This is a genomic window from Streptomyces spectabilis (assembly GCF_008704795.1).
In the GTDB taxonomy this organism is placed as follows: domain Bacteria; phylum Actinomycetota; class Actinomycetes; order Streptomycetales; family Streptomycetaceae; genus Streptomyces; species Streptomyces spectabilis.
This window is the reverse complement of sequence record NZ_CP023690.1, coordinates 5846146-5869128: the sequence shown is the minus strand read 5'-3', so window position 1 is coordinate 5869128 and position 22983 is coordinate 5846146. Positions and strand designations below refer to the sequence as shown.

The window sequence follows — 22983 nt, the reverse complement described above, 5'->3', positions numbered from 1 at the left end:
CTGCCGCGGCTGACGGCCGCCGTCACAGCGCCCGGTGCCAACCAGGGGAGCCCGCGAAGGCCTTACTTGGCGGCGCGCTCGCAGGCCATGGTGGAGCTGCCGGCCGACACCTGCGAGACGTAGCGCAGGCCGACGGGGCACACGACCTCCGACAGCACCGGGATCTTGGCAGCGCCCACGCCGCAGAACACGTTGCCGTCGGTGGTGCTCCGCCCGAGCGGGTCGGACAGGAAGGTGGCGCATTCGGGGCCGGTGGCCTGGGCCGCCGGAGCGGCGACCAGCATGCCGCCCGCCAGGAGGGCCACGACGCCAGCGGAGGCAGCGAGACGGGCCCGGAGATTGCGGTTCACAGAGTTCCTCACCGTAGAGGGATCGAAAGAGCCGGAGAGCCGGGCGAGAATTCGGAATATCTTCTTCCGGTCTGCCCGACCGGTCCTGTAACCCGCTCATGCGACTTTCGGTTACGGCTCCTCAGAGGGACGTTTCCCCACCTTCTCCGGACGCGGTTACTTCAGGGCCCACTTGATGGGCTCGTTGTAGAAGCCCTGGGAGTAGGTGACGGCCTTGACCGTGGCGTCGGCGGGGATCAGGTAGGGCTCGCACACGGTGCGCTCCTCGCCCTTCTTCCAGATGTCCTCGCCGCCGAGCGTCCTCTTGCCGTCGTTGCCCACGCAGTCCTTGGGCTGGCTGGAGAGGGTGCCGATGAGGATGAACTTCGTCGCCGGGTTGCCGTCGCTGGTCTCGGCGTTGACGTTGGTCATCACGATCGGCTGCTTCACCGCCTCGCCGCCGACGTGCTTGGCCTTGACGTAGATCCAGGCGACCTTCTTGCCGCCGTACTTCTTCTCGTCGTCCAGCTCCTTGAGGTCCCCGGGCTTGCCGAGCGTGACCTTCGTCGGCGTGATCGAGAACTTGCCGGTCTTGTTGTACTTGGTGATCTCCTGCGCCGGGCCCGGCTGGCCGACCTTGAGGTTCTTCGGCGCCTCGCTCGCCTCGGCCCCGGACTTCCCGTCCTTGCCCTTGCCGGAGTCGTCGGAGCCGCCGCAGGCGGTCATGGTGACGGCGGTGGCGGCCGCGACGGCCACGAGGCCGAGGCGTCGGCGGTACTGGGGTGCTCGCTGAGTGCTCATGCGCTGTGCTTCCTGATCTGTGCCGGGTGGGGGCTGTCCTGGTGGACGGGCAGCGCAGGGAGCCGGGCGCGGCGGTGCTGCATGACGGACACTCCCCCGTGTCGTTGTGCGTGTCGTTGTACGTGTCGTTGTGTGAAACGGCGGTCAGCCTAGAGAGCCGCTGATCCGGGGCGCCAACCGGTCCCCCCTCTACAGTCACTTCGTGACCCTTGGGATGATTTGCGCGCTTGGTTCGGCGGTCTGCTTCGGTACGGCCTCCGTGTTGCAGGCGGTCGCGGCGCGCTCCACGGCGCCCGGCACCGGGTCCGGCGTCGATCCCGCGCTGCTCCTGCGCGCCGTGCGGCAGTGGCGGTACGTCGCCGGACTCGCCCTGGACGGCGTCGGGTTCCTGCTCCAGATCGTGGCCCTGCGGTCGCTCCCCATCTACACCGTCGGCGCCGCGCTCGCCGCCTCGCTCGCCGTGACGGCCGTGGTCGCGGCGCGGCTGCTGCGGGTGCGGCTGAGCGGGGCGGAGTGGGGTGCCGTCGGCGTCGTCTGCGCCGGGCTCGCCATGCTCGGTCTCGCGTCCGGCGGCGAGGGCGACAAGGGCGGGTCCACGGGGCTGCGGTTCGCGATGCTCGGGATCGCGCTGGCCATCCTGCTGCTCGGCGCCGTGGCCGGTCGCCTGCCGGACCGGGCGCGGGCGGTGGTCCTCGGGCTCGGCGCGGGCTGTGGCTTCGGCGTGGTCGAGGTGGCCGTCCGCCTCATCGACGACGTCTCGCCGGGGGCGCTCGTCGCCAACCCCGCCGTGTACGCGCTCCTGCTCGGCGGGGGCGCCGCCTTTCTGCTCCTCACCTCCGCGCTCCAGCGCGGGTCGGTCACCGCCGCCACGGCGGGCATGGTCATCGGCGAGACCATCGGTCCCGCCCTGGTGGGCGTGGTCTGGCTCGGCGACCGCACCCGCGAGGGCCTCGGCTGGCTGGCCCTCCTCGGCTTCGCGGTGGCGGTGACCGGCGCCCTGGCCCTGGCCCGCTTCGGCGAAGCCCCGGAGGCCTCCCCCTGAGCCCCATCGTGAACAGGGCCGCCCGGAAGCCCACAGAATGGCGCCTCCGGGGCGGAAGTCAAGGGCGCCCTCCGGGCGTCGGCTCCGCCGATTCCGCTGCGCTCCACCCTTGACTGCCACCCCTCCAGCGCTAGGTGCAGTTGTCCGGGCGGCCCGGGGCCGGGGCGGCGGGGGGCCGCCCTGCTCCCTTCCGCTTCGTCGCCGGGTGCGGACCGGCCGCCCCCCTTCCCCTTTCCTTCTTCGAAGAAGTTGTGCGTGGCGCGCGGAGGTGGTGCGCCCCCACTATTCACGCCCCCCTGCACAACCAGCCCCTCCGGCGTTTGAGGAGCGGGGGTGCGGGGGCGGAGCCCCCGGAGCGGGAAGGGGTGGGCCTGGGGCGCCCCGCGAGGGCCGGTCCCAGTGGGATCAGCCCGTGCCCGTCAGGAGGCGGCGGGTGCGTTCCGGGGCCCATTCCGGGATTTCGGAGAGGAGGTCGGCCAGGGTCACCGCGGCGAGGCTCGTGCGCCAGGACGCGTGGGCTGCGGCCATCTTCGCCGCGATCGGGCAGGCCGCGCGGCAGTCCTCGGCGGGCAGCGCGCCCCGGCCCTGCTGGCGGATCTCCCGGCACTCGTAGGGCGGTGCCGTGCCGTCGACCGCCTCGACGATGTCCAGGAACGTGATGTCCGCCGCCGGGCGGGCCAGCCGGAAGCCGCCCCTCGGGCCCGTCGTGGCGGCGAGGACGCCCGCCTTCACCAGCGGCTGGAGCTGCTTGGCCAGATAGGCCTGGGGCACGTCGAAGTAGCCCGCGAGCTGTCCGGCCGACGCCGTCGCCCCCGGCTCCAGCTGCGCCAGCGACGTGGCGCAGTGCAACACCCACTCCGTACTCACAGGCAGCTTCATGGCGTCGAGTCTATCCCGGACATCCGAGATCCGGGATATTGCGGATAGTTTTAGTCCGAGATATGGTTCCGGTGTCGGACGGACCGTGAGAGACATCAGGGAGATCGTCATGCGCATCGCCGTCGCCGGAGCCACCGGGAGCATCGGGGCCCGCACCGTCGCCGTACTGGAGAAGGCCGGTCACGACGTCGTGCGCGTCAGCCGCTCGCTGGGCGTGGACCTGACCACCGGCGAAGGGCTCGACGCCGCCCTCGTCGGCGTGGACGCGGTCGTGGACACCACCAACTGCACCGCGAGCGACCCCGCCGAGACCGTCGCGTACTTCGGCACCACCACACGGAACCTGCTCGCCGCCGAGGAGAAGGCCGGGGTCAAGCACCACGTCCTGCTCTCCATCGCGGGCATGGACCGCGTCGAGGGCAACGCGCACTACGTGGGCAAGCGCGAGCAGGAGCGCCTGGTCGCCGCGGGCCCGGTGCCGTGGACCATCGTCCCGGCCACCCAGTTCCACGACTTCGCCGCCATGGTCGCGGGCTGGACCGAGCAGGACGGCGTCGCCACCGTCGCGCCGCTGCTCCTCCAGCCCGTCGCGCCCGACGACGTGGCGGGCGTCCTCGCCGAGGTCGCGGCGGGCGCGCCCCTGGGCCGCCACCAGGACGTGGCCGGGCCCGACCCGCAGGACATGGTCGACATGGCCCGGCGCACCCTCCAGGCCCAGGGCCGGGCGGTGAAGCTCGTCCCGACCTGGTCGGGCCTCTTCGGCCCGGACATGGCGGGCGACGCGCTGCTGCCCGGCAAGGACGCCCGCATCATGCCCACCACCTTCGAGGAGTGGCTGGCCTCGCAGGGCTAGGCCGGGGCGCCGCTCAGGGCAGGGAGCGGCAGAGCGCGTCCAGGGCCGGGGCCCAGGTGTGGTCGGTCGGCGTGCCGTAGCCGACCACCAGCGCGTCCTGGCCTGCCGCTGCCGCCTCGGGGTGGCGGAAGCGGGACAGGCCCTGGACCGCGAGCCGCTGCCAGCTCGCGGACTGCACCACCACCTGCTCGGTGCCGGGCGGCAGTTCGAGCACCGCGTGCAGGCCCGCCGCGATGCCGGTGACACGGACGTCGGGCGCGCGCTCGGCCAGGGCGGCGACCAGCTGGTCACGGCGGCGTCGGTAGCGAAGCCGCACCGAGCGCACATGGCGGTCGTACGCCCCGGACGTCAGGAACTCCGCGAGCGTCAACTGGTCGAGGGCGCCGCCCGACGCCCCTGCCCGGTCCTTCAGCTCGGCCACCTCCGACGCGAGCGCGGCCGGGAGCACCATCCACGCGATCCGCAGGCCCGGCGCGAGGGACTTGCTGGCCGTGCCCAGATAGACCACCCGGTCCGGGTCCAGGCCCTGGAGCGCGCCGACCGCCTGCCGGTCGTAGCGGAACTCGCCGTCGTAGTCGTCCTCCAGGATCAGCCCGTCCGCCCGCCGCGCCCACTCGACGGCCTGCGCCCGCCGGTCGGGATGCAGCGGTACGCCCACGGGGAACTGGTGGGCGGGCGTCATCAGGACCGCCCGGTGCGCGGCCAACCCGTCGGTGCGCGTGCCGAGTTCGTCGAGCCCTAGCGGGCAGGTCCTCAGGCCCACCCGTGCGAGCCGTTCCCAGTGCAGGTCCAAGCCGTACGACTCTACGGCGATCCGGCGCAGGCCGCGCGCGCCGAGCAGCTCGCCCAGCAGTGTCAGGCCGTGCACGAAGCCCGGTACGACGACGATCCGGTCCGGTTCGGCGTGCACGCCCCGGGCCCGTGCGAGGTACGCGGCGAGGGCGGCGCGCAGCTCGATCCTGCCGCGCGGATCTCCGTAGCCGAGCGCGTCGTTCGGAGCGGCGGCAAGCGCGCGCCGCGCCGCCTTCAGCCACTCCCCGCGCGGGAAGGACGCGACGTCCGGCGTGCCCGGCGTCAGGTCGTAGACGGGGGCGCCGCCGGTGCGCGGCGGGCGCGCGGGCGCCACCGGGCGCGGCACGTCACGGGCGGCGACCCGGGTGCCCGAGCCCTGCCGGGCTGTCAGCCAGCCCTCCGCGACGAGGTCCGCGTACGCGTCGGCGACCGTGTTGCGCGCGATGCCCAGATCGACGGCGAGCGTACGGGACGACGGCAGGCGCGTGCCCGGCGCGAGGCGGCCGCCGCGGACCGCGTCGCGCAGCGCGTCCGTGAGGCTGCGGCGCACGCCGGAACGGGAGCCCTTGCCGGGCGCATCGAGGTGGAGGTCCACGCTCCAGGCCCCGCTGCGACCGGCGCCGCCTCCTTCGCCTTCGCCCGAAGTGGCCCAAGATTTCTCCATGGGAATGGACCATACCGGCGGGCAAATCGCCTCGTAGGTTCAAGCCATGACGCACACGACGCAGGCCACCGCCCCGCACGCGCCCTCCCCCGCGCACGCCCACGACGAGCGGCTGCCCGAGCACACCCCCCGCCTCAACATGGCCGAGCTGGCCCCGGAGGCGTACAAGGCCATGATCCGGTTCGCCGCGGCGGCCAAGCGCGGTGTCGACCCGGTCATATTCGAGCTCGTCCAGATCCGGGCCTCGCAGATCAACCACTGCGCGTTCTGCCTCGACATGCACACCAAGGACGCGCTCGCCGCGGGTGAGAGCGTCGAGCGGATCGTGCAGCTGTCCACCTGGGAGGAGTCCAAGCACTTCTACACGGCCCGGGAGATCGCCGCCATCGAGCTGACGGAGGCCGTGACCGTCCTCACCGACGGCTTCGTCCCCGACGAGGTGTACGAGCGCGCCGCGCTCCACTTCGACGACAAGGAGCTGGCCCACCTCATCGCCACGATCACCCTGATCAACGGCTGGAACCGGTTCGCCGTGACCACGCGCATGGTGCCCGGGCACTACACGCCCGGGTCCACGGCGCACCGACCCGCCGAGTAGCACCGACGCCTCGCGTTCCCGTAGCCCCGAGAGGAAGAGCACCACCCATGAGCACGTGCACCGCCGAGGCCTTCGGCGCCCTCCACCACGGGCGGGCGCCGGGCGACCCGCTCGTCCTGCCCGGCCCCTGGGACGCGGCCAGCGCCCGCGTCTTCGAGGAGGCCGGGTTCCCCGCACTCGCCACGCCCAGCGCGGGCGTCGCCGCCGCCCTCGGCCACGCCGACGGATCGGTGCCGCCCCGCGAGATGTTCGACGCGATCGGGCGCGTCGCGCGGGCCGTGTCCGTGCCGGTCAGCGCGGACGTCGAGGACGGGTACGGGCTGCCCGCGCGCAAGCTGGTGGGGCGGCTGCTCGACGCCGGGGTCGTCGGCTGCAACCTGGAGGACTCCTGGGGCCGCAAGGACGCGCCGGCGGGCACGCTGAAGGACCCCCGGGAACAGGCGGACTACCTCGCGGCGGTGCGGGAGGTGGCCGGGCGCGAGCTGTTCGTCAACGCGCGCGTCGACACGTATCTGCGGGGGGCCGCGGACTTCGACGAGACCGTGGCGCGGGCGCGGCTCTACGTCGAGGCCGGGGCGGACTGCGTCTACGTCATCAAGGCCCCGGTGGAGGTACTGCCCGCGCTGCGCGCCGCGATCGGGGCCCCGCTGAACGTGCTCTGCCCTCCCGGCGGGCCCTCTCCCCAGGAGCTGGGGCGGCTGGGCGCCACCCGTGTCACCTTCGGGCCGGGGCTGCACCACCGGGCGATGGAAGCCTTGAGCGACATCGCGAAGGAGCTGGCCTAGCCCTCGCGGTGCGCCCCGGAGGGGCTGAAGGATTCAGCCCCTCCGGCGTTTGAGGAGCGGGGTCTGGGGCGGAGCCCCAGGTCGTTACCCGCGGGGCAGCCACGCCTTCCACTTGGCCTCGTTATCCGCGAGCCAGCGCTTCGCCGCGTCCTCGGGCGACATCTTCTTGTCCGCGATCATCAGGGAGACCTCGTTCTGGTCGGCCTCCGACCACTTGAAGCGCTTCAGGAAGGCCGCCGCGTCGCCGCCGTTCTTCGCGAAGTCCGCGTTGAAGTACTTCTGGAGCGGCGTGTGCGGGTAGGCGCACTTGATCTTCTCGGGGTCGGCGTCGCAGCCCTCCTTGTAGGCGGGCAGCTTGACCTCGGTCATCGGCACCTTCTTGAACAGCCACTGGGGCTTGTACCAGTAGGTGAGGAAGGGCTTCTGCTGCTTGGCGAACTGTTCGATCTGGGTGATCTGGGCCGCCTCGGAGCCCGCGAAGACGACCTTGTAGTCCAGGTCGAGGTTCTCGACCAGGGCCTTGTCGTTGGTGACGTAGGACGGGGAGCCGTCCATCAGCTGGCCCTTGCCGCCGGACTCCGGGGTGCGGAAGTCCTTCGCGTACTTGTTGAGGTTCTTCCAGTCGGTGACGTCGGGGTGCTTCTTCGCGAAGTACGTGGGGACGTACCAGCCGATGTGGCCGGTGACGCCGACGTCGCCGCCGGGGACGATGGTCTTCTTGTCCTTGATGTAGCGCTGTTCCTGGTCCGGGTGGCCCCAGTCCTCCATGATCGCGTCGACGCGGCCCTGGCTGAGCGCGTCCCAGGCCGGGATCTCGTCGATCTGGACCTTGTCGACGCGGTAGCCCAGCTTCTCCTTGAGGATGTACTCGGCCACCGCGACGTCGGCCTGCGCGCCCACCCAGGACTGCACGGACAGCGTCACGGTCTTGGCGCCCGCCGCGTTGGCGTACGGGGACGCCTGCTTGCTCATGTCGGCCTTGCCGCAGCCGGAGAGGGCGAGCAGGGCCGCGCCCGCGCCGACCGAGGCGATGACGCGCGTACACGTCGTACGTGTCGTACGCGTACCCATGTCAGGCTCCCTTCTTCGCGCGGCGTTCCGTCGGCTGCGTCACCCGGTCGAGCATCAGGCCGAGGCAGACGATCGCGATGCCGCCGACCAGACCGGTCGCCAGGTCGCCGCGGGCGAGACCGGCGAGGACGTCGTAGCCGAGCGCGCCACCGCCGACCAGGCCGCCGATGACGACGACGGCGAGGACGAGCACGACGCCCTGGTTGAGGGCGAGAAGCAGCGCCGGGCGGGCGAGCGGCAGCTGGACCTGGCGCAGGACCTGCCAGTTGGTGGCGCCGAGGGACTTCGCGGACTCCATCGCGGCGGGGCTGACCTGCCTCAGGCCCTGCGTGGTGATGCGGACGACGGCGGGCAGCGCGTACACGACGGCGGCGAAGACCGCCGGGGCGCGGCCGACGCCGAAGAGCGCGACGACCGGGATCAGGTACACGAACTGCGGCATCGTCTGGAAGACGTCGAGGACGGGGCGGAGCAGACGTTCCAGGCGTCGGCTGCGGGAGGCCGCGACGCCGATCGCGAAGCCGAGGACCAGCGTCACCGCGACGCCCGCGAGGACCTGCGAGAGCGTGTCGAGGGAGGCGTTCCAGACGTCGAGCACGCCGATCGCCGCCATCGCGAGGACGGCCGTGAGCGCGGTCTGCCAGGTGCCGATCACCCAGGCGAGGGCCGCGACGATCAGGAGCAGCGACCACCACGGCAGGCCCTGGAGGCCGTCGCGCACGGGGTCGAGCACGTACGTCGTGAAGTGCGCGGCCCAGTCGGCGGTGCCGCCCACCACGGGCACGCCCGTGTAGAGGTGGTCGACCATCCAGTCCTTGGCGGTGTTGACCGGCTCGGCGATCTGCACGACCCAGCTCGTCGGCCACTCCAGACGGTCGGCGAACCGGGAGGCGAGCGCGGCGGCGAGGGTCACGGCGGCGGCCAGGGACCAGCCGCGCCAGCCGCGGAACACGGAGGTGTCTTCCGTCTGCGCGCCGAGGCGTTCGCCCGCCGCGCCCGTGACGCGGTCCAGGACGACGGCGAGCAGCACGATCGGGATGCCCGCGGCGAGGGCCTGGCCGACGTCGACGGAGGCGAGCGCCTGGTAGACGCGGTCACCGAGGCCGCCCGCGCCGATCACGGAGGCGATGACGGCCATGGAGAGCGCCATCATGATCGTCTGGTTGAGGCCGAGGAGGAGTTCCTTGCGGGCCAGCGGAAGGCGCGCGGAGAGCAGCCGCTGGCGGCCGGTCGCGCCGAGCGAGGCCACGGCCTCCATCACGCCGCCGTCGGCGCCGCGCAGGCCGAGCGCCGTGAGGCGGGCCATCGGCGGGGCCGCGTACACGACCGTCGCGAAGACGGCGGCGGGCACGCCGATGCCGAAGACCAGGACGACCGGCAGGAGGTAGGCGAAGGCCGGGAGCACCTGCATGGTGTCGAGGACCGGACGCATCATGCGGAAGACCCGGTCGTTCAGACCGGCGGCGAGGCCGAGCAGCATGCCGAGGACCACGGACGCGAGGACCGCGACGGTCATCAGGGCGAGCGTCTGCATCGTCGGCACCCACATGCCGAGCAGACCGCAGATCCCGAAGGCGGCGGCCGCCGTCGCGGCGAGCTTCACGCCCGCCACGCGCCACGCGACCACGGCCGCGGCGGCGGTGACGCCCGCCCAGCCCGCGGCGAGCAGCACCAGGTAGACGCCGCGCACGGACAGCACGACGGCGTTGGAGACGTGGCCGAGGAAGTAGACGAACAGCGGGTGGCTGTCGCGGTTGTCGATGATCCAGTCGCTGGCCTTGCCGAGCGGCTCGGACAGGTCGACGGTGAGCGCGTCCGGCCAGGCCCCGGAGGCCCACTTGGCGTTGACGATCGGCACGGCGACCGCCGCGACGACGGCGAGCAACAGGAGCTTGGTGACCGCGCGGTGGCGCAGCAGGGCCCCGATGCCGGTATCTCGTACGGGAGTCGACGCGGTGGCGGTGGCCATTACTTGACCACCTCGCCGGTGGCGCCCCGGGCCGGTACGCCCGCGACCACGCCGAGCAGGTGCTCCTGGTCGACGACGCCGAGGCACCGCCCGTCGTCCATCACGCGCGCCGGGAAGCCGGTGCGGGCCACGGCCTCGATGGCCTCGGACACGGTGGCGTCGGGTGCGACCGCGGGGCCCCGCTCGTCGTCGCTGGAGGCGGGGTCGACCGGGCGCATGGCGCTGCGGACCGTGATGACCTGCTCGCGCGGCACGTCCCGGACGAAGTCGCGTACGTAGTCGTCGGCCGGGGAGCCGACGATCTCCTCGGGCGTGCCGAGCTGGACGACGCGGCCGTCGCGCATCAGGGCGATGCGGTCGCCGAGCTTGAGGGCCTCGCTGAGGTCGTGGGTGATGAAGACCATCGTGCGGCCCTCCTCCCGGTGCAGGCGGACGACCTCCTCCTGCATGTCACGGCGGATCAGCGGGTCCAGGGCGCTGAACGGCTCGTCGAAGAGCAGGACTTCGGGGTCGGCGGCGAGCGCGCGGGCCAGGCCGACGCGCTGCTGCTGGCCGCCGGAGAGCTGGCCGGGCTTGCGCGCCTCCAGGCCCTCGAGGCCCACCTTGGCGACGACCTCGGCGGCCCGCTCGCGCCGCTCGGCCTTGCCGACGCCCTGGATCTCCAGGCCGTAGGCGACGTTGTCGAGGACCGTGCGGTGCGGAAGCAGACCGAAGTGCTGGAAGACCATGGACGCGCGGTGGCGGCGCAGTTCGCGCAGGCGCGCCTTGTCCATGGCGAGGACGTCCTCGCCGTCGATGGCGACGGAGCCGGAGGTGGGCTCGATGAGGCGGGTCAGACAGCGCACGAGCGTGGACTTGCCGGAGCCCGACAGGCCCATGACGACGAAGACCTCGCCCTTGTTGACCTCGAAGGACACGTCCCGCACGGCGGCGGTGCAGCCGGTGCGCTCGCGCAGCTCGGCGGGGTCGAGGGCGGTCAGCTCCGGGTCGCCCGGTACCTGCTCGCACTTCGGCCCGAAGACCTTCCACAGGTTCTGGACACTGAAGACGGGGGCCGCTGACGTGGCGGGCTCTGGCACGGATCCGGTCCGGGGGGTCGTGGCGGCTTCGCTCATCGGCCGTCACCCCCAAGGATCTCGGCACATTTCTCCCCGACCATGAGCACTCCGATCATCGGGTTCACGGCCGGCATCGTCGGGAAGACGGATGCGTCCGCGATACGGATTCCGTTGAGGCCCCGGATCTTCAACTCCGGGTCCACCACCGCGAGTTCATCACCGGAAGCACCCATTCGGCAGGTGCCCGCCGGGTGGTAGACGGTGTGCGCGGCCTTGCGGACGAGCTCGCTGATCTCGGCGTCGTCGGTGATGTGCGGGCCGGGGAAGACCTCCCGCTTGAGCCACTTCTTGAACGGCTCGGCCTCGGCGACCCTGCGGGCCAGCTTGATGCCGTCGACGAGGGTCTGCCCGTCGTAGTCGCCCTCGTCCTCGAAGTACTTGAAGTCCAGGGCGGGCTTGACCTCGGGGTCCGCGGACGTGAGGTAGAGGCGGCCGCGCGCGCGGGACTTGGGGATGTTCGGGGTCATCGACACGCCGTGCTCGGGGCGTTCGTAACCGAGGCGCTCCGGGTTGTCGGTGAAGGGGATCTGGTAGAAGTGGAACATCAGGTCGGGGCCCTTGTGCTCCGGGTCCCGCTTCACGAACAGGCCCGCGTCGGAGTCCATCGCGGAGTTGCCCGGGATCGGCCCGTCGGTCTCCCAGACGATGACCGACTCGGGGTGGTCGATGAGGTTCTCGCCGACGCCCGGCAGATCGTGCGCGACCGGGATGCCGAGGGCCTCCAGGTCCGCCTTCGGGCCGATGCCCGAGTGCATGAGCAGCCGGGGCGTGTCCACGGCGCCCGCGCAGACGAGCACCTCGCGGCGGGCGGTGAGCAGCCGCTCCGCGCCGTCCTTGGTGCGCACGTGGACGCCGCGCGCGGTCTTGCCGTCGAGCTCCAGCTTGTACGCCCACGTCTCCAGGAACAGGTGGAGGTTCGGGCGGTCCCCGGCCTCCATGTGCGGGTGGAGGTAGGCGACGGACGCCGAGGAGCGCTTGTTGTTCTCCGGGTGGTACGCCAGGTCGAAGAAGCCGACGCCCTCGTCGAAGGGCTGGTCGTTGAAGCCGATGACCTCGGGGACGTCGAGGGCTTCCTTGACGGCCTCGATCCAGTCGCTCGCGATCTGGTTCTGGTCCTTCTTCGCGACGCGCACCACGTTGTTGCGCAGCTTGCCGTAGTAGGGGTCCATCGCCTCGGCGTTCCAGCCGGTGGCGCCCGCGGCCTCCCACTCGTCCCAGTCGGACGGCAGCGGCTTGAAGGAGATCAGCGTGTTGTGCGAGGAGCAGCCGCCGAGGACCTTGGCGCGGCTGTGCAGGATGTGCGAGTTGCCGCGCGGCTGCTCGGTGGTCGTGTACTCGTAGTCGAGCTCGCCGCCGAGCAGGCCGAGCCACTTGCGCAGCGTCAGGACGTCCTCGCGGTCGATGTCGCTCGGGCCGCCCTCGATCACCGCGACGGTGACGTCGGGGTTCTCGGTGAGCCGGGACGCGATCACCGATCCTGCGGTGCCGCCGCCGACGATCACGTAGTCGAACTCGGCGGGGGCCTGGGGGTTGTCAGACGTTCCAGTCATGGGGGTACTGCTCCTCGTCGCTGCCAAGGTGCTTGCGCGTAAGGGGGGATTGCGGTCGTACGGAATCGGGGGTGGGGCCCGCGGCCGGGACCTCCTGGGTCCCGGCCGGGGCCCTGGGCCTCAGCCCTTGAACCAGCGGACCGGGGCGGGCGCCAGGTTCTCGTAGACGTGCTTGGCCTCGCGGTACTCGGCGAGCCCGGCGGGGCCCAGTTCGCGGCCGACGCCGCTCTTGCCGAAGCCGCCCCACTCCGCCTGCGGCAGGTAGGGGTGGAAGTCGTTGATCCAGATGGTGCCGTGGCGCATCCGGCGCGCCATGCGCCGGGCGCGGCCCGAGTCGGTGGTCCACACGGCGCCCGCGAGACCGTACTCGGTGTCGTTGGCGAGGGCCAGGGCCTCGTCCTCGGTGCGGAAGGTCTCCACGGTCAGGACCGGGCCGAAGACCTCCTCGCGCACGACCTTCATCTCGCGGTGGCACTGGTCGAGCACGGTCGGCTCGTAGAAGTAGCCCTCGGCGGGCCGCGCGTCGCTCGGCTCGGGGCGCTTGCCGCCGCAGCGCAGCGCGGCGCCCTCGGCCAGGGCGGAGGCCACGTACGCCTCGGTCTTCTCGCGCTGCTCCTTGGAGACGAGCGGGCCGACCTCGACGCCGTCCTCGGTGCCGCGGCCGAGCTTGATCTTCTCGGCGCGGCGGGCGAGTTCGGCCACGAAGCGGTCGCGCACGGACTCCTCGACGATGAGGCGGCCGCCCGCCGAGCAGACCTGGCCGCTGTGGATGAACGCGGCGTTCAGTGCCTGGTCGACGGCCGTGTCGAAGCCCTCGTCGGTGGCACAGGCGTCGGCGAAGACGACGTTCGGGTTCTTGCCGCCGAGTTCGAGGGCGACCTTCTTCACGCCGAGGGCCGCGGCCTGGGCGACCTTGGTGCCGGAGGCGAGCCCGCCGGTGAAGGACACCAGGTCCACGTCGGGGTGGTCGGCGAGCCGGGCGCCGACGGTGTGGCCGGGCCCGGTGACGATGTTGGCGACGCCCTCGGGGAGACCGGCCTCGACGAGCAGCTCGATGAGCGCGACCGTGGTGAGGGGCGTGATCTCGCTGGGCTTGATGACGAAGGTGTTCCCGGCCGCGAGGGCGGGCGCGATCTTCCAGCTGGCCTGGAGCAGCGGATAGTTCCAGGGCGTGATCATCGAGCAGACGCCGATGGGCTCGTGCACGACGACGCTGTGGATGTCGTCGGACCCGGCGTCGACGACGCGGCCCGCGCCCTCGCCGATCACGAGGTCGGCGAAGTACCGGAAGGCGTCGGCCACGCAGTCGACGTCGACGCGGCCCTCCTCCAGGGTCTTGCCCGCGTCCCGGCTCTCCAGGAGCCCGATCTCCTCGCGGTCGCGGACCAGCAGGTCGGCGACGCGACGCAGGAGCGCGGCGCGCTCGGCGACGGGCGTGCCCGGCCAGGGGCCCTGGTCGAAGGCCCTGCGGGCCGCGGCGATCGCGGCGTCCGCGTCCTCGGCACCGCCCTCGGCGATGAGGGCGAAGGGCTTGGCGTCCGCCGGGTCGAGGATCTCGCGCGTTGCGCCGTTCGCGGCCGCGCGCCATTCGCCGCCGACGTGGATGGTCTGTTGTGCGGACACGTCCCTGTTGCCTTCCGTTCCTGGCACTCTGCTGCCTTGCGCCCCCCTGATCACTCGGGGTAGCCGGGTGCACCTGCCCTGGCCCTGGCAAAGCATGCGCATTCGATGGCCGAAAGTGCGCTGTGTCACTGCGTATGCGGGTACGCGAGGGGAAACGTACGCTCGAAGCACGTTCTGTCACCGGAGGTAACGTTATGAGGCGAATGTCTCTTAAGTCGGGGCGGGCCGCTACCGGGGTCTGCGCGGCGGCGGCCCTGGCGCTGCTCGTTCCCGCATGCTCGTCGGACGACGACGACGGCGACAAGAAGGACAAGACCTCGGACCTCAGCGCCCAGGAGATCTCGGACAAGGCGAAGCAGGAGCTGCTCGACGCCACGTCGGTGCACATCAAGCTGGAGGAGAAGGGCACCGACGCCGAGAAGGACGATCCGGCGTCGATGGACCTGACGCTCGACCGGGACGGCAACTGCACCGGCAAGCTCACGTTCGCCGCGGGCGGCGGCTCCGCCGACCTGGTCAAGCGGGGCGACAAGGTGTGGATGAAGCCCGACAGCGCCTTCTGGAAGAACCAGGTGCCGGGCGGCGACGGCGCGGCCGCCGCCGAGCTGTTCAAGAGCCGCTACGTCCACGGCAGCACGAGCGACCCGCTGCTCAAGGGCCTCTCCGAGGTCTGCGACCTCAAGAAGCTGCAGAAGTCGGTCGACGAGGACTCCGACGACGACACGGACAAGCTGAAGAAGGGCGAGGTCACCACGGTCGACGGCACCAAGGTCATCCCGCTCACGTCCACCGAGGACGGCAAGGAGAAGACGCTGTACGTGGCGTCCGAGGGGAAGCCCTATCTGATCCGCGCCACGGAGAAGGGCGACGGCGAGGACAAGACAACCACGCTGAGTGACTACGGCGACCCCGTGCCGACGAAGACGCCTTCGGCCGGCGAATCCGTGGACATCGGGAAGCTCCAGGAGCAGCTGCAGAAGACCTGACCTGCGGGTTCGTCGTGGCTGAGCGCGCAGTTCCCCGCACCCCTCCGGGGCGCGCTCAGCCCGCGGCCCCCGCCGCGACGTCGTCGGCCTCGTCGAGGGGCTCGTCGCGGGCCGTCAGGCCCGCTATCCACAGGGGCATCAGCCACTGGGCGATGAAGACGCAGAACGTCACCTGGAACACCAGCGCCTTGAAGTCCACGCCCGAGAACCCGGCGAGGCCCGTGCCGACCACGGCGGCGAGCAGCAGCCAGGTCATGGCCTGGTGGGCGCGGGCCCGCACCCGCTCGCGCTCGCCGCGCTGGCGCTCGTCGAGGGCGCGCGGCCGCAGCTCGAGCAGGCCGCGCGTGGCGCCGTTGATGACGCCGGTGGCCACGCACCAGGGCAGCAGCAGGCCGAGCATCGCCCACATCGCCCAGGACGACTCGCCGACGACCGTGCCGAGCCAGGCGGCGACGGCGGCGACGGTCAGCGCGATGTGCGCGACGACCACGGCGCGGCGCCGCCCGGCCGTGCGGTACAGCGGCTCCCCCTCGGTGCGGTTCATCAGGGCGTGCATGCGCCGGTCGTGCGGGGTCAACTGCTCCTGCTGTGCCATGACTTACTGATCCCTCCCGTACAGCTGGTCCGTGAGCGGGCGAAAGGGCTCCAGGGAGAACAGCGCCTCGACCGGCAGCCCGAAGTACTTCGCGATCTTCAGGGCGAGGTCGAGGCTCGGGTTGTACTGCCCGCGCTCGATGTAGCCGATGGTCTGGTAGTGGACGCCCACGGCCTCGGCCAGGCTCTGGCGCGACACCTTCCGCTCGGCGCGCACCACGGCCAACCTGTTGTGGACTTGCTCGCTCATGTATAAGAAGTACTACATTCGCGAGCAGGGGGGCAACAGTCGACGGCCCCTTTCCGGACGGATCCTCGAAGGTCACCCCCGGCGCGGCCACCCCGGCGCGAATCGTCCGGAAGCCGGGTTGACGCACCCTGGCGCACGCCGGGGCCCGCCCTCTACCTCGTACGCACGCGGGCCCGAAGCTCATGAAAAGCGAACCATGTCTTGTATAGGTTCCCTCACCCCGTCTCTCCGGTTTGTCCTGTTGTGCGGGTACCCAGAACGACGGGGCGGTACAAGGGTGTCGACCAGGCACCAGCCACTACGGCAAGCCCGAGAAGGCCCAGAGCCCGAGAGAAAGGGTGAAACAGGCATGACATCGTTCGCACCCGGCTTCAGCGGCGTCGGCACCTCGCCGCAGCAGCAGCACGGGCAGTCCCCGTTCCAGCAGCAGGGCCAGTCCCAGCTGCCGCCGCAACTCCAGCAGCAGCTCCAGCAGTTCGGTCAGCAGCAGCCCTTCCAGGGCCTGCTCCAGCAGATGGGCCAGCAGCCCGGCACGCAGCCGCAGACGCAGTTCCAGGTCGGCTACGCCCAGGCCGTCCGCGCCCCCATCGTCCCGTTCCCCGGCTACGAGCGCGCCATGATCCTGCTGGTCGACGGCCGCCCCGTGCAGCTGCTCGACCCGAGCGAGTTCGCCATCCAGTCCATCGTGTTCGCGATCCAGACCGGCCAGGCCGTCCGCGTCGCCTACGACGACCGGATGCTGGTGCGCGGCGTGGAGATCGAGGTGCCGCGAGGCGTCATCCAGCAGCACGCGCAGCAGATGCAGCAGTCGCAGCAATCCCAGCAGCCCCAGCAGTCGCAGCAATCGCAGTTCTGACAGCCCCCATCCCTCCGCGTGGACATCCGACCCGGGCCGCCCCCCAGCGGCCCGGGTCTCACCCGTCGCCCTGCCGCAGCCACATCAGGATCGCCAGGACGTACAGCGCGGCCATGAAGACCTTCACGGTCAGATACGTCAGCACGCAGCCCGCCGCCGCCAGGCTCACGCGCACCCCGCGCCGCTCCCGCGTCCGCGGCGCGAACCAGCTCCCGGCGACCAGCAGGAAGCCCGGCACACAGGTCAACGCGATCCAGAAGAAAGGCAGTTCGCCGTCGCCCACCCGCAGACACGCGCCGAGCAGCGCGGCGGCCGTGCCGACGGCGGGGGCCAGCCACCACCACTCGTCCCGCTCCGGGGCCCGCACGGCGTACCACGGCCGCTCGGGGGCCCGGACGGCGTACCACCGCGTGTCCTGGGTCTGTCGCATGCCTCCGAGTCCACCGCACGCGCGGCGCCCGGGACAGGGCGCGCGTACTCAGATCCGGTGCGCGCACCCGTACTCAGTCGCGTCGCACCAGGTCACGGACGCACCCGCGCAGCCACGCGTGGGCCGGGTCGGCGTCGTGGCGCGGGTGCCAGGCCATGGCCAGGCGCAGCGGCGGCAGCGGAAGGGGGATCGGGAAGCCGACGAGGCCCAGCTCGTCGGTCAGCGGCCGCATCCAGCCGGTGGCGAGCCCCACCAGGTCCGTGCGCAGCAGGATGAACAGCGACGCGGGGTACGTGCCCACGTTGCCGACCACCCGGCGCTCGAGGCCCCGCTCGGCGAGCGCCACGTCCAGCGGGCCCGCGAGGCGGCCCTTGCGGGACACCGTCAGATGGTCCGCCGCGGCGAACCTGCGGGGGGTCAACTCCCCTTCGAGGAGCGGATGTCCGGGCCTGACGAGGCCCATCATCGTGTCCTCCAGGAAGTGCTCGACCCGCACCTCGGGCGCGGTCGTGTCGATCACGCCGACCTCCAGGTCGGCGACGCCCTCGCGCAGCACCGGCGCGTCCAGATGGCTCTCCGACAGGAAGCGGAGCCGCACCCCCGGCGCCTCCGCCGCCGCGCGGGCGAACAGGTCCGGGGCGTAGGTGGCGGCCAGCGAGTCCTGCCCCACGATCGTGAGCGTCCGCTCGACGGTGCGCAGGTCCTGGGCGCCGGGCCCGGCGAACACCGCGCGGGCCCGGTCGAGGACCGCGCCGACCTCCGCCCGCACCGCGAGCGCGTACGGCGTGGGCACCATGTGCCGTCCCGCCCGCACCAGGACCGGGTCGCCGAGCGCCTTGCGGACGCGCCCGAGCGTGCGGCTCATCGCGGGCTCGGACAGATGGAGGCGCCGGGCGGCGCCGCGCACACTGCCCTCGTCGAGCAGCGCGTCGAGGGCGATCAGGAGATTGAGGTCGACGTCGGGGCGGCGCGCGGCGTCCGGGCCCGGGGAGTGCGGGGTGTCCGGGCTCGGCGGGTGCGGCGACTCGGGATCGCTGGATTGCGTCACACGCAATCACTCCTTGCAGAGATTGCACTGGAAAGCAGGTACGGGGCGAGCCTACGGTGGCCGTGCATCCCCCACCACACCCGCTCCGAGGAGGAGCCTTGTCTTCCCCTGCCCTCAGTGACGCGCCGGTCAAGGCCGCGTCGCCGCCGCAGCCGACACCCCTCAAGGGCATCACGCTCATCGTCCTGTGCGCCTGCGTCCTGGTCGCCCAGAGCATGGTCGCGGCCATCAACCTGCTGCTCCCCCAGCTCACTTCGTCGTCACTGCGCCCCGACGCGAGCGAACTGCTCTGGACCGTCGACGCGTACGTGATCGTGTTCGCGGGCCTGCTGATCCCGGCGGGCGCGCTCGGCGACCGCTACGGCCGCAAGGGCGCGCTGCTCACCGGGCTCGGCCTGTTCGCCGCGGGCGCCACGGTGAGCGCGCTCGCCACCACGCCCGCCCTGCTCATCGCCGGGCGCGGCGTCTCGGGCGCAGGTGCCGCCCTCGTCATGCCCGCGACCCTGTCCATCCTGATGCGCGTCGCGGCGCCGGCGGAGAAGCCCCGCGTCCTCGCCTACTGGGCGCTCTCGGCGGGCCTCGGCGGCCTCGCGGGCAACGTCGGCGGCGGCCTCATCGGCGCGTACCTGCCGTGGCGCGCCCTCTTCTGGATCATGCTCCCGCTCGGCGCGCTGCTCGCCCTCGCGGTGGCCCGCACGACGCCGCGCACGCCGGTGTCCCAGGAGGCCCCCGCCCTCGACCCGTTCGGCACGCTGCTGCTCATCACCGGTCTCGTCGCGGTCCTCTTCGGCATCATCGAGAGCCCGCTGTACGGCTGGACGTCGGCCCGCATCCTGTCCGCGTTCGCGGTGGGCGCGGCCCTGATCGCCGCGTTCGTCCTGCACGCGCTGCGGTCGAAGGCGCCGCTGTTCGACCCGCGCGTCTTCCGCTCCCGGCGGCTCAGCGCGGCGGCCCTCGGCACGGCCGCCAGCTTCTTCGGCCTCTTCTCGCTCTTCTTCGTCAACTCGCAGTACCTGCAGTACGTGAAGGGGTACGGGGCCGCGCAGGCGGGCTTCGCCATCGTGCCGCTGACCGTCGGCATGGTGCTCATCCCCCGGCTCGCGGCACGCTGGTCCGGCAGGCCGCGCCCGGTCGTCGGCGGGGGCCTGCTCCTCATCGGCACAGGCCTGCTCGCCACGTCGACGGTCGACGCCTCGACGCCCTACGCCCTGTACGCCTGCTGGCTCCTCGTCATCTCGGCGGGCACCGGCCTGAGCATGCCCGCCCTGACCCTGGGCGTCGTCACCTCGCTGCCCCCGCACCAGGCGGGCCTCGGCTCCGGCCTCAGCACGTCGTCGCGGGAGATCGGCGCGGCGCTCGGCGTGGCCGTCACGGGCACGGTCCTGGCCCACCACGGGGGCGACTTCGCCGGCGGCATGGAGTCCGCGCTGCGGGTGGTGGGCCTGGCCGTGGTCGCCGTCGCGGCCGTGGTCACCCTGTGCCTCGGCCGCCCGCGCGGCTGACCCCGCGCGGGCGCGGTCCGTCAGCCGGGGTCCTGGCAGACCGAGCCGGGCGGGCAGAACCAGGCCCGCGCGTTGCTGGCGAGCTGGCGCACCAGCGCCCGGTCCGTCGAGGTGGACCCGTACCCCACCACCGCGTACAGCTTGCCGTCGGCCGCCGTGAACCGGTCGTCCACCACGTACCACGGGCCGACGTCGGGCTCGTCCTCGATCCGGCCCGTGACGTACGTGAGCCGCTGGCCCTCGTCGATGGTCTCCAGGGAGAGCTTCTGGAACGAGGGTGACTTCGGCACCTTGGTGTCGTCCAGGAAGTCCCGGAACGACGCTTCCGGGGTCGGCTCGCTGACCTCGTACACCTGAAGCCGTTGCGACGCCCCGTAGTTGCGGTAGTTGACGACTCCTATGCCGCCCTGCCCGGCCGTCGAGGTGCGGCTCCAGCCGATCGGCAGGGCCACCCGGAAGCCCCGGGCGTCGGTCAGGGTCTCGTAGCCGGGCGGCAGCCCGTCGGCCACCGGGGACGGGCCGTCCGTCGGCGAGCGCTCCGCGGAATCGCCGCCCGCCCCCTGGCTGTTCTGGCTCTCCTGGCTGTTCGCCGAGGACTGCGGCGCCAGCAGGTACGCCGTCGGCTCCGGCTCGTCCTTCCAGCCGAGGGCCCAGGTGCCGAAGGCGAGCCCGCACACGGCGAGCACCGTGACGGCCCCGCGCCAGGCGGCCCGCTGGCGCGCCGCGTCCCGGTCGTGGAGCGCCACGGCCTGCCGCTCCTGCTCGTGCCCCACCCATTCCTGGCGGTCGTCGTCGAAGACGCGCACGTCTCAGCCCGGGAGCTGCGGCAGCTGGGCGAGGGCCTGGAGCACGGCCGTCACGGACGCGGCCGTCGCGGACGCGGGCGCGTACTGGGCGAGGCGGTCGCGCACCCGCGCGAGCCGCTCGGCGCGGCTGCGGCCCGTGCGGGCGATCTCGCCCTCCACGTCGGCCAGTTCGGCGTCCAGGGCCTCGTCCTCCGCGGCCCGCTCGCCCTGCTCCAGATCGCGGCGCAGGCGTCGTACGGACGCGAGGAGGTCGGCGTGGGCCGGACTCGCCACGACGGTCGTGGAGCTGCCCGACACGGCGATGCCGTCCTTGCCGAAGGCCTGCGAGCCTCCGCTGATCGTGTTGATGCTGACGTGCGAACCGCCGTCTGTGCTGACGCCGTTCCCCTGGTCGCTCATACCGTGCTCTTCTCCATGTGGGTGGCCTGGCCTTGGGCGCCGGTGGCGAGGGCGCCGCCGGACATCTCGTTGATGTAGACGCCGCTGTTGTTGATCTGCGTGATGTTCTGCTCCAGGCGGTCCGTGCGGTAGCCGCTGTCCTGCAACGCCTCGCGCACGCCTTCGCCGATGCGGTCCTGGAGGGTCTTCGTGTAGCGGGCGACGTCCATCTCCTGGAACAGGGACAGCTCGTCGGTGGCGGCGAGTTCGCGCAGGGAGACCAGCGGGGCGTCCGGGGGCGCGGTGCGCACCGGCAGCAGCCGGGCGCCGAGGGCGCGCAGCGCCCGCACGGCGCGCGGCAGCGGGCGCGCCCCGGCGTGCCGCGCGCCGTTCCCCGCCGGGCCCTGCGGGCCTTGCCCGTCCTGCTCGTCCGCTCCGGCCGCGCACCAGCGGCGTACCGCGGCCCCGAGCGACGGCAGCGCGCGCAGCGCGCCGATGCCGATCGCCACGCCGAACGCGGGCCCGTCCACGCACGCCCGCAGGGCGTCCCGCACCGGCCCCTCCGGCTCGCCCACCGCGACCGCGTCGGCCCTGCGGAACTCCGGCAGGACCGGACCGAGCACGTGCGGCACCACTTCGAGCACCAGCATGCCGCCCTGCGTGTGCACCCGGACCAGGAGCGAGACGACGACCTGCTCGTTCCAGGAGCCGACGCGCAGCCGCAGGAAGTGCCGCCGGGCCTCGCCGCCCTCGCCCACCGCGTCGACGAGGTGCCGCTCCGCCGCGCTCGCGTCGTACACCCGCGCGGTCTCGTGGCCGCGGCCGGTGTACAGCTTCTCGTCGCGGCCCGCCCCCGACGGCAGGTACACGAACTCGTCGATCTCCAGATGCCGCAGCCGGTCCTTGCTGGTGTCGCCCGCGGACCTGCGCAGCCCCTTGAGCCGGGGGTCGATCATGTCGATGACGTCACGCGCGGTCAGCGGCCCGCGAGGCCCCTGCGGCGGCACGCCCTTCGCGTCCGGGCGGTCGTCGCGCTTCAGCTCCAGGACGACCGACCACGGCTTGCGGGGCTTGCCCGCGCCGACGAAGGGGCGGTTGACGTCGTACAGGGTGAGCGGGGCCCGCTGCTCCCTGCGGACGCACTCGGCGATCCCGGCGTAGCGCGCGGGCAGCTCCGGCTGGTCGGTCTCGGCGAAGACCTGCCGGGCGAGCTGGGTGCGCAGCACGCGCTTGGCGCGGAACTGGTGGCGCCACACCACGACCGTGACGAGCAGCGGGAAGATCACCGGGTACGGCGTCTCGGCGATCCCGGTGAGCGCCGCGAACCAGTACGTGCTGCCGAACACCCAGGCCAGCACGGTCACCAGCCACCCGAACCTGCGCCGCAGCCAGACGAGCACCGCGGGCAGGCGCAGCGGTCGCAGCGGCTGCCCGGCACCGGTGTCCCGGCCGGAGACGATCCGCCCGCACCACAGCAGGAACACGACCGCCGCGAACCACAGGGCCCAGCCGCCGGGCAGCAGGGCACCGGACGCGTCGCCGGGTCCTTCCGCCGCGTCGCCGTCGAAGGCGAGCAGCAGGGTGTCGCCGAGGGAGAGTCCCGCGTCGCCGCCCGCACGGTCGTTCGCCGCGTCCCAGGCCATGACCGTATCGGCGGCGACGAACCCCGCCCAGACGGCGAACAGCAGCAGGGCGCTGACGATCTCCTCGCGCCGGGCGCGCAGCGCGTGCGCGAGCACCGGCAGGACGTCGGCGCCGAGCGGCGGCGCGACCGGGCGCTCGGCGTGGCCGACGAGTTCGCCGATGACACGGCGCCGGAAGTCCGCGTTCTGCCGGGCTCCGACGCTCAGCAGACGGGTCGATTCGGTGTGTTGGTACTCGCGTGGTGGGTCGCCTCGCATGGCGCGAAACCGTAGTGGCCGGGCGGCGGGGCTGTCCGGGGAATCGTCCCACTGCCCCTCGAAACAGTGACCGGAGGGGCGGCTGTTCCCTGAGGTCCTTGAGGAACGACGAACGCCCCCGGAGGCCGTGGTGAACGGCCGCCGGAGGCGCGGTGTGT

Annotated in this window: 23 protein-coding genes; 7 read left to right on the top strand and 16 right to left on the bottom strand. The window is 72.5% G+C overall.

All coding sequences use genetic code 11. The annotated features are described in order from the left end of the window. Positions 1–62: 62 nt before the first annotated feature. Together CP982_RS25880 and CP982_RS25875 are read right to left on the bottom strand one after the other, a co-directional pair. Positions 63–350, bottom strand: a complete 288-nt coding sequence (locus CP982_RS25880) for a hypothetical protein (protein WP_150512678.1) — start codon at positions 348–350, stop codon at positions 63–65. Between the two features lie 156 nt (positions 351–506). Beyond that, complete coding sequence (locus CP982_RS25875) at positions 507–1130, bottom strand: hypothetical protein (protein WP_150512677.1); 624 nt, start codon at positions 1128–1130, stop codon at positions 507–509. A gap of 214 nt (positions 1131–1344) precedes the next feature. Between CP982_RS25875 and CP982_RS25870 the strand changes: the two genes are divergently transcribed. Next, positions 1345–2172 carry a DMT family protein gene (locus CP982_RS25870; RefSeq protein WP_150515703.1) on the top strand — a complete coding sequence of 276 codons (828 nt, stop codon included), beginning with the start codon at positions 1345–1347 and terminating at the stop codon, positions 2170–2172. Between the two features lie 405 nt (positions 2173–2577). On the opposite strand, the gene CP982_RS25865 is transcribed toward CP982_RS25870, so the two are convergent. Further along, a complete protein-coding gene (locus tag CP982_RS25865; protein WP_150512676.1) occupies positions 2578–3051 on the bottom strand; it encodes an RrF2 family transcriptional regulator in 474 nt (157 codons plus the stop codon). A 109-nt stretch (positions 3052–3160) separates the two neighbouring features. Here CP982_RS25865 and CP982_RS25860 point away from each other — a divergent pair, with 109 nt between their 5' ends. Continuing rightward, positions 3161–3904 carry an SDR family oxidoreductase gene (locus tag CP982_RS25860; RefSeq protein ID WP_150512675.1) on the top strand — a complete coding sequence of 248 codons (744 nt, stop codon included), beginning with the start codon at positions 3161–3163 and terminating at the stop codon, positions 3902–3904. A 13-nt stretch (positions 3905–3917) separates the two neighbouring features. Here the strand turns inward: CP982_RS25860 and pdxR are convergent, their stop codons facing one another. Then, positions 3918–5360 carry a MocR-like pyridoxine biosynthesis transcription factor PdxR gene (gene pdxR / locus CP982_RS25855; RefSeq protein WP_150512674.1) on the bottom strand — a complete coding sequence of 481 codons (1443 nt, stop codon included), beginning with the start codon at positions 5358–5360 and terminating at the stop codon, positions 3918–3920. 46 nt (positions 5361–5406) lie between these two features. On the opposite strand from pdxR, the gene CP982_RS25850 reads away from it, so the two are divergent. Further along, positions 5407–5958: a carboxymuconolactone decarboxylase family protein gene (locus tag CP982_RS25850; RefSeq protein WP_150512673.1), complete on the top strand. Its 552-nt coding sequence runs from the start codon at positions 5407–5409 to the stop codon at positions 5956–5958. A gap of 47 nt (positions 5959–6005) precedes the next feature. Beyond that, positions 6006–6743 carry an isocitrate lyase/PEP mutase family protein gene (locus CP982_RS25845; protein WP_150512672.1) on the top strand — a complete coding sequence of 246 codons (738 nt, stop codon included), beginning with the start codon at positions 6006–6008 and terminating at the stop codon, positions 6741–6743. Positions 6744–6827: 84 nt separating this feature from the next. Here the strand turns inward: CP982_RS25845 and CP982_RS25840 are convergent, their stop codons facing one another. The 5 genes from CP982_RS25840 to CP982_RS25820 all read right to left on the bottom strand — a co-directional run bounded on the left by CP982_RS25840 (position 6828) and on the right by CP982_RS25820 (position 14074). Further along, positions 6828–7814, bottom strand: a complete 987-nt coding sequence (locus CP982_RS25840; RefSeq protein ID WP_184926477.1) for an ABC transporter substrate-binding protein — start codon at positions 7812–7814, stop codon at positions 6828–6830. Between the two features lies 1 nt (position 7815). After that, the gene (locus tag CP982_RS25835; protein WP_150512671.1) at positions 7816–9783 is read right to left on the bottom strand and encodes an ABC transporter permease; all 1968 of its coding nucleotides are present in this window, start codon (positions 9781–9783) and stop codon (positions 7816–7818) included. After that, positions 9783–10898: a quaternary amine ABC transporter ATP-binding protein gene (locus tag CP982_RS25830; RefSeq protein WP_150512670.1), complete on the bottom strand. Its 1116-nt coding sequence runs from the start codon at positions 10896–10898 to the stop codon at positions 9783–9785. Before CP982_RS25830 ends, CP982_RS25835 begins: the two co-directional genes overlap by 1 nt. Beyond that, positions 10895–12451 (bottom strand): GMC family oxidoreductase, encoded by a 1557-nt coding sequence (locus tag CP982_RS25825; protein ID WP_150512669.1) that lies wholly within the window; start codon positions 12449–12451, stop codon positions 10895–10897. The genes CP982_RS25830 and CP982_RS25825 overlap by 4 nt, the downstream gene beginning before the upstream one ends. A gap of 120 nt (positions 12452–12571) precedes the next feature. Further along, the gene (locus tag CP982_RS25820; RefSeq protein ID WP_150512668.1) at positions 12572–14074 is read right to left on the bottom strand and encodes an aldehyde dehydrogenase family protein; all 1503 of its coding nucleotides are present in this window, start codon (positions 14072–14074) and stop codon (positions 12572–12574) included. 203 nt (positions 14075–14277) lie between these two features. On the opposite strand from CP982_RS25820, the gene CP982_RS25815 reads away from it, so the two are divergent. Beyond that, positions 14278–15060 carry a LolA-like protein gene (locus CP982_RS25815; RefSeq protein WP_150512667.1) on the top strand — a complete coding sequence of 261 codons (783 nt, stop codon included), beginning with the start codon at positions 14278–14280 and terminating at the stop codon, positions 15058–15060. A gap of 55 nt (positions 15061–15115) precedes the next feature. Here the strand turns inward: CP982_RS25815 and CP982_RS25810 are convergent, their stop codons facing one another. After that, positions 15116–15655 carry a hypothetical protein gene (locus tag CP982_RS25810; RefSeq protein WP_150512666.1) on the bottom strand — a complete coding sequence of 180 codons (540 nt, stop codon included), beginning with the start codon at positions 15653–15655 and terminating at the stop codon, positions 15116–15118. 3 nt (positions 15656–15658) lie between these two features. Continuing rightward, on the bottom strand, positions 15659–15904 hold the full coding sequence (locus CP982_RS25805) for a helix-turn-helix transcriptional regulator (protein WP_030668867.1): 246 nt from the start codon (positions 15902–15904) through the stop codon (positions 15659–15661). Between the two features lie 349 nt (positions 15905–16253). Between CP982_RS25805 and CP982_RS25800 the strand changes: the two genes are divergently transcribed. Continuing rightward, positions 16254–16760: a hypothetical protein gene (locus CP982_RS25800; protein ID WP_150512665.1), complete on the top strand. Its 507-nt coding sequence runs from the start codon at positions 16254–16256 to the stop codon at positions 16758–16760. A 58-nt stretch (positions 16761–16818) separates the two neighbouring features. On the opposite strand, the gene CP982_RS25795 is transcribed toward CP982_RS25800, so the two are convergent. Together CP982_RS25795 and CP982_RS25790 are read right to left on the bottom strand one after the other, a co-directional pair. After that, positions 16819–17190 carry a hypothetical protein gene (locus CP982_RS25795; protein WP_150512664.1) on the bottom strand — a complete coding sequence of 124 codons (372 nt, stop codon included), beginning with the start codon at positions 17188–17190 and terminating at the stop codon, positions 16819–16821. A 73-nt stretch (positions 17191–17263) separates the two neighbouring features. Continuing rightward, entirely contained in the window at positions 17264–18133 is an 870-nt protein-coding gene (locus CP982_RS25790; protein ID WP_229879823.1) for a LysR family transcriptional regulator, read from the bottom strand. Positions 18134–18336: 203 nt separating this feature from the next. Between CP982_RS25790 and CP982_RS25785 the strand changes: the two genes are divergently transcribed. Continuing rightward, a complete protein-coding gene (locus CP982_RS25785; RefSeq protein WP_150512662.1) occupies positions 18337–19740 on the top strand; it encodes an MFS transporter in 1404 nt (467 codons plus the stop codon). Positions 19741–19760: 20 nt separating this feature from the next. On the opposite strand, the gene CP982_RS25780 is transcribed toward CP982_RS25785, so the two are convergent. From CP982_RS25780 to CP982_RS25770, 3 genes are read right to left on the bottom strand one after another with little or no spacing between them, the layout of a single operon-like run. Beyond that, positions 19761–20546 (bottom strand): hypothetical protein, encoded by a 786-nt coding sequence (locus CP982_RS25780; RefSeq protein ID WP_150512661.1) that lies wholly within the window; start codon positions 20544–20546, stop codon positions 19761–19763. A 3-nt stretch (positions 20547–20549) separates the two neighbouring features. Then, positions 20550–20945: a hypothetical protein gene (locus tag CP982_RS25775; RefSeq protein WP_150512660.1), complete on the bottom strand. Its 396-nt coding sequence runs from the start codon at positions 20943–20945 to the stop codon at positions 20550–20552. After that, on the bottom strand, positions 20942–22825 hold the full coding sequence (locus CP982_RS25770) for a hypothetical protein (protein ID WP_150512659.1): 1884 nt from the start codon (positions 22823–22825) through the stop codon (positions 20942–20944). The genes CP982_RS25775 and CP982_RS25770 overlap by 4 nt, the downstream gene beginning before the upstream one ends. Positions 22826–22983: the final 158 nt, after the last annotated feature.